Origin of the sequence: Bradyrhizobium sp. SZCCHNS1050 (genome assembly GCF_032484785.1) — a bacterium.
Taxonomy (GTDB): domain Bacteria; phylum Pseudomonadota; class Alphaproteobacteria; order Rhizobiales; family Xanthobacteraceae; genus Bradyrhizobium.
Genome location: NZ_JAUETR010000002.1, coordinates 913083 through 928289, shown reverse-complemented (window position 1 = coordinate 928289; position 15207 = coordinate 913083). Strand labels below are relative to the sequence as shown.

General features: G+C 66.7%; 14 protein-coding genes. 11 read left to right on the top strand and 3 right to left on the bottom strand.

Features of this window, described 5'->3' with window-relative positions; translation table 11 throughout:
- Positions 1-75: 75 nt before the first annotated feature.
- The 9 genes from QX094_RS28715 (at position 76) to QX094_RS28675 (ending at position 9533) form a co-directional block, all read left to right on the top strand.
- Entirely contained in the window at positions 76-669 is a 594-nt protein-coding gene (locus QX094_RS28715; RefSeq protein ID WP_316173848.1) for a hypothetical protein, read from the top strand.
- 189 nt (positions 670-858) lie between these two features.
- Positions 859-1446 carry an NnrU family protein gene (locus tag QX094_RS28710; RefSeq protein WP_316170390.1) on the top strand — a complete coding sequence of 196 codons (588 nt, stop codon included), beginning with the start codon at positions 859-861 and terminating at the stop codon, positions 1444-1446.
- Between the two features lie 2 nt (positions 1447-1448).
- On the top strand, positions 1449-2273 hold the full coding sequence (gene panB, locus QX094_RS28705; protein ID WP_315749907.1) for a 3-methyl-2-oxobutanoate hydroxymethyltransferase: 825 nt from the start codon (positions 1449-1451) through the stop codon (positions 2271-2273).
- Positions 2274-2440: 167 nt separating this feature from the next.
- Positions 2441-4033 (top strand): class I adenylate-forming enzyme family protein, encoded by a 1593-nt coding sequence (locus tag QX094_RS28700; RefSeq protein ID WP_316173846.1) that lies wholly within the window; start codon positions 2441-2443, stop codon positions 4031-4033.
- Between the two features lie 177 nt (positions 4034-4210).
- Positions 4211-4864 (top strand): tetratricopeptide repeat protein, encoded by a 654-nt coding sequence (locus QX094_RS28695; protein ID WP_316170392.1) that lies wholly within the window; start codon positions 4211-4213, stop codon positions 4862-4864.
- A 45-nt stretch (positions 4865-4909) separates the two neighbouring features.
- Positions 4910-5440 (top strand): hypothetical protein, encoded by a 531-nt coding sequence (locus QX094_RS28690; RefSeq protein ID WP_316173844.1) that lies wholly within the window; start codon positions 4910-4912, stop codon positions 5438-5440.
- 82 nt (positions 5441-5522) lie between these two features.
- Entirely contained in the window at positions 5523-6893 is a 1371-nt protein-coding gene (der, locus tag QX094_RS28685; protein WP_316173842.1) for a ribosome biogenesis GTPase Der, read from the top strand.
- Positions 6894-6922: 29 nt separating this feature from the next.
- A complete protein-coding gene (locus QX094_RS28680) occupies positions 6923-8176 on the top strand; it encodes a TCR/Tet family MFS transporter (protein WP_316164681.1) in 1254 nt (417 codons plus the stop codon).
- A gap of 136 nt (positions 8177-8312) precedes the next feature.
- Positions 8313-9533 (top strand): PLP-dependent aminotransferase family protein, encoded by a 1221-nt coding sequence (locus tag QX094_RS28675; RefSeq protein ID WP_316173840.1) that lies wholly within the window; start codon positions 8313-8315, stop codon positions 9531-9533.
- A gap of 99 nt (positions 9534-9632) precedes the next feature.
- Here the strand turns inward: QX094_RS28675 and QX094_RS28670 are convergent, their stop codons facing one another.
- The 3 genes from QX094_RS28670 to QX094_RS28660 all read right to left on the bottom strand — a co-directional run bounded on the left by QX094_RS28670 (position 9633) and on the right by QX094_RS28660 (position 12882).
- Positions 9633-10859, bottom strand: a complete 1227-nt coding sequence (locus QX094_RS28670) for an ABC transporter substrate-binding protein (protein ID WP_315712474.1) — start codon at positions 10857-10859, stop codon at positions 9633-9635.
- Positions 10860-11003: 144 nt separating this feature from the next.
- Positions 11004-12143 carry a hypothetical protein gene (locus QX094_RS28665; RefSeq protein ID WP_315749919.1) on the bottom strand — a complete coding sequence of 380 codons (1140 nt, stop codon included), beginning with the start codon at positions 12141-12143 and terminating at the stop codon, positions 11004-11006.
- A gap of 100 nt (positions 12144-12243) precedes the next feature.
- On the bottom strand, positions 12244-12882 hold the full coding sequence (locus QX094_RS28660) for a TetR/AcrR family transcriptional regulator (RefSeq protein ID WP_316188399.1): 639 nt from the start codon (positions 12880-12882) through the stop codon (positions 12244-12246).
- A gap of 161 nt (positions 12883-13043) precedes the next feature.
- Here QX094_RS28660 and QX094_RS28655 point away from each other — a divergent pair, with 161 nt between their 5' ends.
- Positions 13044-13961, top strand: coding sequence for a DUF3313 family protein (locus QX094_RS28655; protein ID WP_315712471.1), 918 nt, complete (start codon positions 13044-13046; stop codon positions 13959-13961).
- Positions 13958-15199: a patatin-like phospholipase family protein gene (locus QX094_RS28650; protein ID WP_315712470.1), complete on the top strand. Its 1242-nt coding sequence runs from the start codon at positions 13958-13960 to the stop codon at positions 15197-15199. The genes QX094_RS28655 and QX094_RS28650 overlap by 4 nt, the downstream gene beginning before the upstream one ends.
- Positions 15200-15207: the final 8 nt, after the last annotated feature.

Sequence of the window (15207 nt, the reverse complement as noted above, 5' to 3'; positions counted from 1 at the left end):
CAGACGTGAACGGGATTGAGCTTGCGAATTCCGCGATCGGATCCAGCTTGGAGTCCATCCCAGCCCGAGATTCCCATGCTCCGTGTCGTCGTGCTCCTCCTGCTGATGGTGGCCGCTCCGGCCGCCGCCGACGCGCGCCGCCAGCAGATCAATCCGGTGCCGTTCGCGCACACGCCGTGCAGCGTGCTCGACGAGCAGCCGTGCACGCCGTCGTTCTGCAGCGTCTTCGGGCCGTGGCCGTGTATTCCCGAGATGAACTATCCCTATGGCCAGAACCTGCAACTCACGATCGAGAGCCGGCCCGCCAAGGATCAGGAAGCCAAATATCAGAAGCCGGATCACGATCTCGACACGATCGGCGATCTGTTCGCAGCGCTGCGCGCGTGCTGGACGCCGCCAACGGAGGACAGCGCCCGCGCCGGGATGCAGATGACGGTGCGCTTCAGCTTCAAGCGGACCGGCGAGATGATCGCGCCGCCACGCGTGACCTTCGTGACCTCAGGCGCCCCGGCCGACACGCGTGCGACCTATCTGAAGACGATCAATGCCTCGCTCGACGGCTGCCTGCCGCTGAAGTTCACAAAAGGACTCGGCGGTGCGCTCGCCGGCCGGCCGATCGCGATCCGCTATGTCGAGAATCGCGATCTGAAGAACACGTCGGAACGGTGATGGCGTCGTCCGCTGTGCTCCACCTCCCGACCGCATAGCCCGTCATGCCACTTCGGCTTTTCGAGCCGCCCCGGAACGACGGCGAGCGGGCGGGAGTGCCTGACGTTGAAATGCGCCACGTTGCGAGGCGGCCCCCGGAAATGATACCGATGCCCACGCACAGGTCGCGTGCAAGCGAAGGGGGACGCCGTGGGACTTCTGGTGATGGTGGTGGGGCTGGTGCTGTTTCTCGGCGCCCATGTGTTCACGACCCGGCGCGAGGCGCGCGCGAAGGTCATCGCGCGGCTGGGCGAGGGCACGTATAAGCTCGTCTATACTGTCGTGGCCCTTGCCGGCCTCGCCCTGATCGTGTGGGGCTTTGCCGCGTACCGCCACGACGGCGGCTGGATCCAGGTCTGGACGCCGCCGAAGGCGCTCAAGCACATCAATCTCGCCTTGATGCTGCCGGCGGTGATCATGATCGTCGCCGCCTACATCCGCGGCCGCATCTACACCGTGCTGAAGCATCCGATGCTGGCCGGCGTGAAGCTGTGGGCGTTCGGGCATCTGCTCGCCAATGGCGATCTCGGCGGCATCATCCTGTTCGGCTCGATCCTGGCATGGGCGGTGTTCGACCGCATCTCGCTGAAGCGCCGCGCCGACGCCGGCGGCCCGCCGATCCCCGTCGGCGGCGTTGGCAATGACGTGATCGCGGTGGTGGTCGGCATCGTCGTCTATCTGGCGCTGGCCTTCGCGTTCCATCCCGTCGTGCTCGGCATTCCTGTCATCGGGAGGTAGCGATGTCGGTGCAGTCGACCGTCCGGCGCAAGACGGCTCCCGAGATCCGCGCCCGCAAGGGCGGCGAGCCGATCGTGATGCTGACGTCCTACCACGCCCATACCGCGGCGCTGGTGGATCGCCATTGCGATGTGATCCTGGTCGGCGATTCCCTCGGGAATGTGATGCACGGTTTCGAGACCACCGTGCCGGTGACCCTGGAGATGATGATCCTGCAGGGCTGCGCCGTGATGCGCGGCTCGCGCCAGGCGCTGGTGGTGGTCGACATGCCGTTCGGCTGCTACGAGGCCACGAAGGAGCAGGCGTTTCATGCGGCGGTGCGGATCCTCAAGGAGACGCAATGCGGCGCGGTCAAGCTCGAGGGCGGGGCGCGGATGGCCGAGACGGTGGCCTTCCTCAGCGAGCGCGGCATCCCGGTGATGGGCCATGTCGGCCTGACGCCGCAATCGATCAACACGCTCGGCTCGTTCCGGGCGCAGGGCCGCGACGAGGCGGATTGGGCCGCGATCGAGAACGACGCTGCGGCGATCGCACAGGCCGGCGCGTTCTCGGTGGTGATCGAGGCCGTGGCCGAGCCGCTGGCGCGCAAGATCACGCAGCAGATCGCGATCCCCACCATTGGCATCGGCGCCAGCGCCGCCTGCGACGGTCAGGTGCTGGTTTTGGAGGACATGCTCGGCCTGTCGCCGCGGGCGCCGAAATTCGTCCGCCGCTACGGCAATCTGGGTCCGGCGATCGACGAGGCGATCGAACGCTACGCGGCCGACGTGCGTACCCGTGCGTTTCCGGCGGCGGAACATGTCTACGGAATGAAGTCAAAGACCTGACGGGCGGCTCTCGCTTGGTCGGCCCGTTGGCGCCGTGGTGCGTGCGGCGTCACGGGATGAATCTCCGGCGCTGGTGGAGATAGCCAAGCGCGTCATCCCTTGGTTATGTTTCAGGCTGGTCCGCATCGCGGCGAACAACGACAAGAAGCCAAGCTCGGGGAAACTCCATGGACTGGTCGACCTATGTAACGCCGCCGATGCGGCGCGAAGCCCGTTTCGGCGATCGCGTAGTTCCGTTGTTCACGGAGCGGCCCGCGAACATCTGGGCCATGGTCGAAGAAGCGGTGGAGCGCAACGGCGACGGCGAGGCGCTGGTCTGCGGGGCTGTGCGGCTGTCGTGGCGCGAGGTCGCCGCGACCGCCGCGCGGATCGCCGGCGGGCTGCAGGCGAGGGGCCTGCGCAAGGGCGACCGGCTGGCGCTGCTGCTCGGCAACCGCATCGAATTCGTGCTCACGTTGTTCGCTGCCGCGAAGCTCGGACTGATCACGGTGCTGCTGTCGACGCGGCAGCAGACGCCGGAAATCGCCTATGTGCTGAAGGATTGCGGCGCCCGGCTGCTGCTGCACGAGGCTGCGTTGGCGGACCGGTTGCCGGCCGCTGCGGAAACGCCGGAACTGGCCGGGCGCATTGCCGTCGACGATCGTCCGGCGCGGTCCGATTTTGCAGCGCTGGCCGATCATGCCGCGCACGAAAATCACGTCGAGGTGGCCGAAGAGGACACCGCGATGATCCTCTACACCTCCGGAACCACCGGCCGGCCGAAAGGCGCGATGCTCGCCCATTGCAACATCATCCACTCCTCGATGATCTACGAGACCTGCCTGGGGCTGACGCGGGCCGACCGCTCGATCGCCGCCGTGCCGCTCGGCCATGTCACCGGCGTCGTCGCCAACATCACCAGCATGGCGCGCTGCGCCGGCACCTTGATCATCATGCCGGAGTTCAAGGCCGGCGAATATCTGAAGCTCGCCGCGCGCGAGCGCGTGACCTACACGGTCATGGTCCCCGCGATGTACAATCTCTGCCTGTTGCAGCGCGACTTCGACAGTCATGATCTCTCATGCTGGCGGATCGGCGGCTTCGGCGGCGCGCCGATGCCGGTCGCCACCATCGAGCGGCTGGCCGCCAAGATCCCGGGTCTGCGGCTGGTCAACGCCTATGGCTCGACTGAGACCACCTCGCCGGCGACGTTGATGCCCGCGGGCCTGACCGCGCGCCATATCGACAGCGTCGGGCTGCCGTGTCCGGGCGCCAGCATCCTGGTGATGGACGGGCAGGGGCGGGAGCTGCCGCGCGGTGAGATCGGCGAGATCTGGATCGGCGGCGGCCAGGTCATCAAGGGCTACTGGAACAATCCCAAGGCCACCGGCGAGAGCTTCACCGCCGGCTATTGGCATTCCGGCGACCTCGGCTCCGTCGATGCCGACAATTTCGTCCGGGTGTTCGACCGGCAGAAGGACATGATCAACCGCGGCGGACTGAAGATCTACTCGGCCGAGGTCGAATCGGTGCTGGCGAGCCACCCGGCGGTGGTCGAGAGCGCGATCATCGCCCGGCCATGTCCGGTGCTCGGCGAGCGCGTGCACGCGGTGGTCGTGACCCGCGAGCCGATGAGCGCCGAAGCGCTGCGCAGCTGGTGTGCCGAGCGGGTCTCGGATTACAAGGTTCCGGAAACCCTGACCGTGACCGCGGACCCCCTGCCGCGCAACGCCAACGGCAAGGTGATGAAACGGCAGTTGCGCGAAGCCTTGACGGCGTGATAGCCGCGTTCGGACCCTGTGGCAGAACCGGGGAGTAACGCCTTGATTCGGCTGGACTCGCCTTGCCACCGCCATGCCGATGCGGTATCGGCGCCGGCGCGCGGGCAACGGGCCGCTCGCGCGGCACTTCAAACGCATGCGCGCGCGCTCGCAGCGAACCTGACGGGATGTCCTTAGGTGTCTGAATTTATTGATGAAGTAGACGAGGAGGTCCGTCGGGAACAGCTCAAGAAGCTGTGGGACCGCTATTCGATCTTTATCATCGCCCTTGCCGTGCTGATCATCGCCGGCGTCGGCGGCTGGCGCGGCTACCAGTATCTCGAAGGCCAGAAGGCGGCCGAGGCGGGCTCAGCCTTCAACAAGGCCCTCGAACTCTCCGAGCAGAACAAGCATGCCGATGCGGAGAAGGCCTTTGCCGATGTCGCGGCCAGGGCCCCATCGGGATACCGCATGCTGGCCCGCTTCCACCAGGCTGCCGAGGCCGCCATGCGCGACAAGGCGGCTGCCGTGAAGATCTACGACGAGCTTGCTGCCGACCGCAGCATCGGGACCGAGCCGCAGTCGATGGCGCGGCTGCGCGCGGCAGGCCTGCTGGCCGATACGGCGCCTTACGCCGACCTCAAGCAGCGCCTCGAAGGCGAAACGGCGCCTGGCGCGCCGTTCCGCCACGCCGCCCGCGAATTGCTGGCGCTGTCGGCGTGGAAGGCCAATGATGCCGCGGCGGCCCGTCAATGGCTCGACATGATTGCGCTGGATGGTGAGACCCCGCCGGGCCTGCGCTCGCGCGCCGAAGCGCTGCAGGCTCTATTGCCTGCAGTCGCCAAGAGCTGATCGCGAACCTCGCGACGGCGAACCGAGTTGATTGGAACGACGATCATGCGCCGCCCCCAACGTGTCATTGCCCTCACGGTCCTCGTTGCGCTTTCCGGCGTGCTGGGCGGCTGCGCGAGCGGGGGAAGTTTCGACCCCTCGGACATGCTCGACTTCCTGGACACCAAGAAGAAGCTGCCGGGTGACCGCAAGCCGGTGTTCCCGGAGGGCGTGCCGGGTCTCGAGCAGGGCGTGCCGAAGGAACTCTACAAGGGTGCCCAGCAGCAGCCGGTGACCGACCCAGGCGCTCAGGCGGCTACGCCGCCGGCGCCTCCGGTGGAGGAGCCCAAGGGTAAAAAGGGCCGGCGGCAGGCGGCCGTGAACAACCCGACGACGGCCGATCCGCAGGATGGCGAGGCTGCCGCGGTCGAGGAGGGCGCTGCCGCCGTTCCGCCGGCACCGAAGCCCAAGAAGATCGTGCGCCGCCGCACCACGGCACCACCGCCGGATGATGCTGCCCCGGCGCAGCAGCCGGCGGCCCAGCGATCCGGCGGCGGCTTCCCGGCGCCGATGCCGAGCGGCTCGTTCAGCCGTTAATCTCACCTGCGAATCGGCGGATCGCCCGTTCGGTTTTGCGGCCGAATGCGCTAAAGCTGCGCGCTCACGCGCACGGATCATCATGCCCTTCACCATCGCCATCATCGGCCGGCCCAACGTCGGCAAGTCGACCCTGTTCAACCGTCTGGTCGGGCAGAAGCTGGCGCTCGTCGACGACGTGCCGGGCGTCACGCGCGACCGCCGCGAGGGCGAAGCGAAGCTGTTCGATCTCAACTTCACGATCATCGACACCGCAGGACTCGACGAGGGCCCCAAGGGCTCGCTGACCGCGCGCATGCAGGAGCAGACGGAAACCGCGATCGCGCTCGCCGACGCGCTGTTCTTCGTCATCGATGCGCGCATCGGCCTGACGCCCGCCGACCGCGCTTTCGCCGATGTCGCCCGCCGCGCCGACAAGCCGGTGCTGCTGCTCGCCAACAAGAGCGAGGGCAAGCATGGCGAGCTCGGCGCCATGGAGTCGTATGCGCTGGGCCTCGGTGATCCCATCCAGATCTCGGCCGAGCACGGCGAGGGCATGGGCGAGCTCTACGACGCCGTCAGCAAGCTCGTGCCGCCCACCGACGACGAGGACGACGAGCGCGAGGAGACCGACGAGGAGCGCGCCAACAGGCCGATCCGGGTCGCGATCGTCGGCCGTCCCAATGCCGGCAAGTCGACCCTGATCAACCATCTGCTCGGCGAGGAGCGGCTGCTCACGAGTCCCGAGGCCGGGACGACGCGCGATTCGATCGCGGTCGAAATCGAGTGGAAGGGCCGCGGCTTCCGCATCTTCGACACCGCAGGTCTGCGCCGGCGCTCGCGCATCGAGGAGAAGCTGGAGAAGCTGTCGGTGGCGGACGCGCTGCGCGCGGTGCGCTTCGCCGAGGTGGTCGTGCTGATGATGGATGCGCAGAACCGCTTCGAGGAGCAGGATCTGCGCATCGCCGACCTGATCGAGCGCGAGGGGCGTGCCCTGGTCATCGCCGTCAACAAATGGGACCTGATGGACGGCAACCCCGGCCAGATCTCGATGCTCCGCCGCGATGCCGACCACTGGCTGCCGCAGGTCGCGGGCGCGCCGATCGTGGCGGTGTCGGGCCTGATGGGCGAGGGCATCGACCGGCTGATGCAGGCGATCGTCGAAGCCTACGCGGTCTGGAACCGGCGCGTGCCGACGGCGGCGCTGAACCGCTGGTTCGAGGGGGCGATCGCCGACAATCCGCCGCCGGCGGTGTCGGGCCGCCGGCTCAAGCTGAACTACATCACCCAAACCAAGGCGCGGCCGCCGAGTTTCGTGCTGTTCTGCTCGCGTGCCGACGCGATCCCGCAATCCTACTTGCGCTATCTCACCAACTCGATGCGCGAGACCTTCGAGCTGCCCGGCACGCCGGTGCGCATCACTCTGCGCGAGAAGGCCAATCCGTTCGCGCACAAGCGCAAGCGGCCGAACTGATCAGTTGCGGTAGCGGAAGCGGTCCGGCCATGGAAGCAAGTCCGCCGAGCGTCGCGACCGAAAATGCGCCGGCCCCGCGCCGCGGCGCGGTCGCCTTCATCTTCGTCACCATCCTGCTCGACATGCTCGCGCTCGGGCTGATCATGCCGATCCTGCCGAAGCTGATCGAGAGCTTCGTCGGCAACGACACCGCGCAGGCGGCCCGCATCTTCGGCCTGTTCGGCACCGCCTGGGCGCTGATGCAGTTCGTGTTCTCGCCGGTGCTCGGCAGCCTGTCCGATCGCTTCGGCCGACGACCGGTGATCCTGCTGTCGAACTTCGGCCTCGCCGCCGACTACGTGCTGATGGCGCTGGCGCCGTCGCTCGCCTGGCTGTTCGTTGGGCGCCTGGTCTCCGGCGTCACCTCGGCCAGCATCTCCACCGCCTTTGCCTACATCGCCGATCTGACGCCGCCGGATCGGCGGGCCGCGATCTTCGGCCGCATCGGCGCAGCGTTCGGTGCGGGGTTCGTGCTCGGTCCCGCCACCGGCGGACTGTTGGGTGACATCGATCCGCGGCTGCCGTTCTGGGCGGCTGCGGGGCTCAGCTTCGCCAACGCGCTCTATGGCTTCCTGGTGCTGCCGGAGTCGCTGAAGCCGGAACGGCGCAGTCCATTCCGGTGGCGGACGGCGAACCCGCTCGGTGCGCTGCGGCTGCTGGCATCGGACCGCATCCTGGCGGGGCTGTCGACCGTGAACTTCATCACCCAGCTTGCCCATGTCGTGCTGCCGTCGACCTTCGTGCTGTATGCGACCTACCGCTACGGCTGGGACACCCGCACCGTCGGCCTCACATTGGCGATGGTCGGCGTCTGCGCGATGATCGTGCAGGGCGGCGCGGTCGGGCTGATCGTCCGCCTGTTCGGCGAGCGCGGCGCGTTGATGCTCGGCCTGTCGGCGGGCATGGTCGGCTTCTTCATTTTCGGCGTGGCGCCGACGGGACCGCTGAGCTGGCTCGGCATCCCCGTGATGGCGCTATGGGGCGTGTCGGGCGCGGCCATGCAGGCTTTGATGACCCGCCTCGTCCCACCGGACAAGCAGGGCCAGCTACAGGGCGCAACGTCGAGCGTGCAGAGCGTGGCCCAGCTCGCGGGTCCCTTCCTGTTCACGCTGACCTTTGCCTATTTCATCGGAGCGGCCGCGCCGGCGCATCTGCCCGGCGCGCCGTTCCTGCTGGCGTCGGCGTTGCTGATCGTCGCTCTCCTGATTGCGGTGCGGACGCTGTCCTCGACAAAGAACAGCTAGACTAGCGCGCCGGCCTGAAGGTTCTCATCCGCTGACCCCACCGATGCAGCTCTCGCGCTCTCGCGGGACGGGGATTGCACACACTTCAAAATAGGTCAATAATGCTGACATAAATATCCGGATCAGGGGAGGAATATTGGTGAGCTGGAAGCCCGTCTACGCGCGCCGCGCGGATCGCATGAAGGCATCGGAGATCCGCGAGCTGCTCAAGGTGCTGGAGCGGCCCGGCATGATTTCGTTCGCCGGCGGCATCCCCGATCCCGCGCTGTTTCCTGCAGCAGCGGCGGCGCAGGTCTATGCCGATGCGCTGGCATCGCCCAACGTGGCTTCCGCTGCTCTGCAATATGCCGTCAGCGAGGGCTACGGTCCGCTTCGCCAGTGGATCGCCGAGCACATGACCGCTCAGGGCATAGCGGCCTCGCCAGACAACATCCTCGTCACCGCGGGATCGCAACAGGCGCTCGATTTTCTCGGCAAGCTGCTGCTCACGCCCGCGGATACGGCGCTCGTCACCGTTCCCACCTATCTTGGCGCGCTGCAGGCCTTTTCGGCCTACGAGCCGCGTTACGATTCGATCGGTCCACGCGCTGCGAACCGCACCCCGGCCTCCTACGCGGACGAAGCCGCGAAAGAAGCTGCGGGGGCGCGCGTGAAGTTCGTCTATGTCGTGCCGGACTTTGCCAATCCGACCGGTGAGACGCTGTCGCGTTCGGCGCGCGCCGATGTCCTGGATCTCGCCGGCGAGCTGGACGTGCCGGTGTTGGAGGACAGCGCCTATTCTGCCTTGCGTTTCGACGGCGACGAGATGCCGTCGCTGCAGTCGTTGGACGTCCGTCGCTACGGCTCGCTCGATGCTTCCCGCGTCATCCATCTCGGAACGTTCTCGAAGACGGTCGCGCCGGGCCTGCGCATCGGCTGGGTTTGTGCATCGCGCGCCATCATCAGCCGTCTCGTCCTCATCAAGCAGGCGAGCGACCTCAACGTGTCAGCGATCAATCAGATCGTGATGCACAGGCTCGTGACAGACGGAGGGCATGCCGGGCTGATTGCACGGGCGCGCGCGCATTATCGGCTCAAGCGCGATGCGATGCTGAGGGCACTCGAGGCACAGATGCCGTCAGAAGCGAGGTGGACGCGGCCCGACGGCGGGTTCTTCGTCTGGCTCACCTTGCCGGCCGGCGTGTCCGGTGCCGCCTTGCTCGACCGGGCCATGAATCAGGCCCAGGTGGCGTTCGTTCCCGGGGCAGCCTTCTTCCACGACGGCAGCGGCACCAACACGATCCGCCTGTCCTATTCGCTGCCCGAGGAGGCTGTGATCGAGGAAGGCATCGGCCGCCTCGCGAGCCTGCTGCGCTGACGATGACGTGATTCTGCGCAGCGAATGTCGCATCGTCTGCGCAGCGGCACTGGCGGGACGCGATGCTAATCCACCGCATCCCGCATCGGAGCTATCGGCTTACTTCTTCACCAGCGGACAGTCGCTGGCCTCGAGCGGCTTGGCGGCATCCTCAGGCGCGATCTTGGCGATCAGCTTGTAGTAGTCCCACGGGTATTTGGACTCTTCGGGCTTCTTGACCTCGAATAGATAGGCCGGGATCAGGCGGCGTCCGTCGGCGCGCAGCGGGCCCTTGCCGAACAGCGGATCGTCGGTCGGGATCTCCTTCATCTTGGCCACGACCTTGGCGCCGTCATGCGGATTGCCGCCGAGCGCTTCCAGCGTCTTGAGGTAATGCAGCGTGCCGGCGTAGTTGCCCGCCACCGTCATCGACGGCATCGTGCCCTTCGGCGACAGCTTCTGGAAACGCTTGGACCATTCGCGGGTCTGGTCGTTCAGATCCCAGTAGAACGACTCGGTGAAGGTCAGGCCCTGCGCCACCTTCAGCCCCAGCGCATGCACGTCGTTGACGAACAGCAGGAGTGCGGCGAGCTTCTGGCCGCCCTGGACGATGCCGAATTCGGAGGCCTGCTTGATCGAGTTGGTGGTGTCGCCGCCGGCATTGGCAAGCCCGATGACCTTCGCCTTCGACGACTGCGCCTGCAGCAGGAAGGACGAGAAGTCGGCGGTGTTGAGCGGGTGCTTCACCGAGCCCAGCACCTTGCCGCCGCTGCTGGTCACCACGGCCGAGGTGTCGCGCTCCAGCGCGTGACCGAAGGCATAGTCGGCGGTCAGGAAGAACCAGGTGTCGCCGCCGGCCTTGGTCAGTGCCTTGCCGGTGCCGTTCGCGAGCATATAGGTGTCGTAGGTGAAGGAGATGGTGTTTGCGTTGCACGCTTTGCCAGTCAGGTCCGCCGTGGCGGCACCGGAGTTCAACAGGATCGAGTTCTTTTCCTTGACCAGGTTGGAGACGGCCAGCGCCACGCCCGAGTTCGGCGTGTCCATGATCACGTCGACCTTCTGCGTGTCGATCCACTGCCGGCCGATATTGACCCCGACGTCGGGCTTGTTCTGGTGGTCGCCGCTGATGACCTCGATGGTCCAGCCCTTGGCCTTCAGGCCGGAATCCTCGACCGCCATGTTGACGGCTGCGACCGAGTTGGGACCGCCGATGTCGGCGTAGAGGCTGGACATGTCGTTGAGCACGCCGATCTTGACGACCTTGTCGTCGGCGAAGGCGGAGCCGGCAAAGCTGAGCGTGGTGGCGGCAAGCAGCGCAGCCATCCGCCGCGCATGAGACGTCGTCATCAAAGTCCTCCCTGGTGTCGTGCCACGGCGGGGCTTCTTGGGCGCCCTTTGCCGTCGGTCTCCCTGGATAGCCGGTCTTGTGAGTTGCGGCAATGCGCCAAAAGGCGCGAGACGCGCCCAAGGTTTGTGCGTTTCGCTTGAGCGTTAACGCAGGGCGTCCGAGGTCAGCCGGAATTTCTGGATGCGCTTACCGGTGTCGACCTCGGCGGTATAAACGTTGCCCTGCCGGTCGACAGCCATCGCGTGCACCCAATGGAATTGGCCGGCATTGCGGCCATTGTGGCCGAAGCTGCCGACCACGCTGCCGTCATCCCGCCTGATGATGCGGATCTCGTTGTTCTCGCCATCGGCAGACAGCAGGTAGGTCTGCTTCGGATCCGGCCAGATCGCGATGTCCCACACCGCGCCATTGCCGAGCGTGTTCTTTTCGAAGAACCATTCGGTCACGAATGTCCCGTCCTTCCTGAACACCTGGATGCGGTCGTTGATGCGGTCGCAGACATAGACGAGACCATCGTCGGCGATCTTCACGCAGTGCACGGGATTGCCGAACTGCTGGGCGACCGGTGCCTTGGGATCATACGGCGGCTGCTTGGCATCGTCAGGGAGATGGCCATAGGCGCCCCAATGCCGCTTGTAGGCGAGGGTGGTGGCATCGAACACGATGACGCGGCGGTTGCCGTAGCCGTCGGCGACGTAGATCTCGTTCGCCTCCTTGTCGATCGCTGTCTCCGCGGGCTTGCCGAGCTGGGTGGTGTCGTTGGAGCCCTTGCTCGGCGCCATCGTTCCGATCTGAGCGACGAACTTGCCATCGAGCGTGAACTTCAGGATGGCGTTGTCATTGTCGGCATTGCCGCCGATCCAGACGAAGCCGCGTTCGTCGACCTCGATGCCATGCTCGCGGCCGACCCATTCATAGCCCGGGCCCGGGCCGCCCCAGGCGCGCAAGAGATTGCCGTCGGTATCGAATTCGAGCACCGGGGGCGCCGGCATGCAGCATTTCGATCGCGGCGGATTGAGCGTGGCGCCTTTCTCGTCGTCGGTCAGCGAGCGCGGCCGGTGAATGATCCAGATGTGGCCCTGGTGATCAACCGTAATGCCGCCGACCTGGCCGAGGATCCAGTTGTTGGGGAGCTGCTTCGGCCAGGACGGCTCGACGGCGAACGCGGGCACCTCTGCTGCGGCGCTGGTGCTGCGAGAGAAGAGGACGTTGCCGGCCGCAACGGCGAACAGCAGAATGACCAGGGCAGGCCTTGTCGCGCGTCCGCGTCGTGCTCGCGTCATGCCGTCCTCCCCGATATGTGCTGCGGTCATCCGCTTATGAGCGCAGTCAATCGCGGGCATGGCGGAGTGTCAATCGCGCGGGGGACGCCGATCGGCAGGCTCAGACCGGCGCATGCTCCACCGCTTTCTTTTTCGGCGGCGTCCGCAACGTGGGCGGCCGCAGAAAGCGCGTCAGCATGAGCCGCAGATGCTCGCTGCTCTGCTTGATATCGACGTTCGGATTGCGGATCGGCAGCGCGCGTGCGCCGTCGACGATCACGAACAGGATGTTCGCGGTCGCCTCCGGATCGAGGCCGGGATCGACCTCGCCGCGGCCCTGTGCCTTGGTCAGGAAGTCGACCAGCAGCGCCCGCATCGCGCGCGCATGGGCGTGGACGATGGCTGCAAAGTCGGCATTGCGGCAGGCCTCAGCCAAAGCCTCGGCGCTGAGGACCTGGGCCTGCGGCTGGTGAATGCTGGTGCTCTCGAGCTCCTGCACCAGGGCGTCGATCACGTCGGGCGAGGCCAGGATTGCCTGGAGGCGCGATGCAGCGTGGCTCAGATTCTGCTCGACCAGCGCCTGGATCATCGCCTCCTTGCTGGGGAAGTAATGGTAGAGGTGCCCCGGGCTGATCTTGGCGGCGGCGCAGATGTCGGTGGTGCTGGCGCCGTGAAATCCGTTCCTGACGAAGCACGACAGTGCGGCCTGGAGAATCTCCCGGCGCTTCTGCTCGTGCTTGACCGGATCGACCTTTCTCATCGCGTGTCCTGCCGGGCCAACTCTCGCCACATTCGTCGTTTTCGCCAACTGCTTGTAATATAAAATAATATTTCTCGCCGCTCTAATCTAGAGAATTTGATCTAGTTTCGTTGGACAAGCGCTACGGCTTGTGAGACTTAATTAGAGTGAGTTGTCTATCAATGGGTCTGACCGTTTCGATGCGTCTCGCTCCGCTGAAGTCGATGACCCTGGTTTCCCTGGCGCTGGCAACGGCCGGCTGCGCCACCGCTCCGCTCGAGCGGGCGGGCTCGCTCAAGAACTACGATCATCTCGCCGAAGCCAACGGCCTGGTGACGCGCGCGCAGATCAAGGCCAACAAGAAGGAGCTGCTCGAGGCCAAGACGATCCGGATCGAGCCGACCGCGTTTCCGCCGCGTCCCGACATCGCCCTCGACGAGAGCGAGCGCAAGCTGGTGGCCAACGTCATCAGCCGGGAAATGTGCCTGCGGCTGAGCGAGCGATTCCAGATCGTCGGCCCCCGTGAGGAGGCCGATCTGACGGTCAAGGCGACCGTCACCCATGCCACGGCGACCAACGCGACCGCCTCGGCCGCCTCGCAGGCGGCGTCCATCGCCAAAAGCGTTGCGCTGCCGGGCGTCCCGGTGCCGGTGCCCCGACTGCCCGTCGGGCTCGGCACGCTGTCCGTCGAGGCCGAGGCGCGCGACTTCGCAGGGTTCCAGAAGGCCGCAATGGTGTGGGCGCGCGGCGCCAACTCGGTCTCGACTGCCCGCATGGCCAATGACGGCGACGCCTACGACCTCGCTTCCGAGTTCGGCGCCGACTTCGCGAAGCTGGTGTCGACCGGCGAGTCGCCGTTCTCAGGCGTCCCGTCGCTGGCCTCGCTGCCTTCGGTGTCGAGCGTGCCGGCCAAGCTCGGCGCCGCTCCCAAATATGCCGCATGTGAGCAGTACGGACGTTTCCCCGGCCTGAAGGGCTTCGTCGGTGCCGGTCTGGGCCTGCCGCCGGGCTGGACCGACAAGGGCGCCGAGGAAGCCAGGCCGGACGCGCCGCAGCCGTCGCCGGAGATCGCAAGCGTGGAGCAGCAAGCGTCGCGATGAAGTCCGCCGCCTCCTTCCGCGTGCTTGTCCCGCGTGTCCTGCTCGCGTGCGCCGCGTCGCTGCTGCTGGCGGCGTGCGCAGCCGTCATGCCACGCAACGCGTTGCCGGAGGCGGCGGCTGTCAGCGCCGACCCGGTCGGCTTCCGCAACGTCCGCTACTGGGGTGACGAGCCGGCGCCGCGCTTTGCCGAGGCCGCGATGTCACGCGCGTCGGCCGAACTCCCGATCTCGCGTCCGCTGAATTTCCTCGCGATCTCCGGTGGCGCCGAGAACGGCGCGTTCGGCGCCGGGCTGCTGGCCGGCTGGGGCGAGGCCGGCAACCGGCCGTCGTTCGACATGGTGACGGGCGTCAGCTCCGGCGCGCTGATCGCGCCGTTCGTCTTCCTGGGGCGCGAGCATGATGACAAGCTGCGCGAGATCTTCACCGCCTATGAGCGCAAGGACATCTTCACGGTCAACATTCCCGGCCTGCTGCAGGGCTCGGCGCTGGCCGACAACACGCCGCTGTCGCGGCTGATCGAGAAGTATGTCGATCGCGAGTTCCTGCGCGACGTCGCGCGCGAGAGCAGCAAGGGCCGGGTGCTTCTGGTCGGCACCACCAATCTCGATGCGCAGCGTCCGGTGCTGTGGGACATGGGCCGCATCGCCGCCGCCGATACGCCCGAGGCGATCGCGCTGTTCCGCCAGGTGCTGCTGGCGTCCGCGACCGTGCCGGGCGCCTTCGCTCCGGTTCGCATCAAGGTGCGGATCGGCGACAAGGACTACGACGAGCTGCATGTCGACGGCGGCGTCACGCGGCAGGTGTTCATCGGTCCGTCGGTGCTGCGTCTCGTCTCCGGCCGCGGCCCGCGCCGGAGCGTGAGCGGCGCGCATCTCTACGTCATCCGCAACGCTCGCATCGATCCGCAATGGGACAGCGTCGGCGCCGACGTGCTCTCGGTGACGCAACGCTCGCTGTCGACCCTGATCAAGAACCAGGGCATCGGCGATATCTACCGCATCTACTCGGTGGCGAAGTTCAACGGCATCGACTTCAACCTCGCCAGCGTGCCGGCCGATTTCCAGGCCAAGGCCGACGGTCCGTTCGACCGCACCTACATGACCGCGCTGTTCGATCGCGGCCACGACATGGGACGGCGGGGCTATCCCTGGGTGAAGAGCCTGCCTGGGCTGCAATCCAACGAGCACGGCATCACGGCGCAGATCCCGGCGCGCACGATGGCGGCTGCCGCGCGATGATCTGGCGA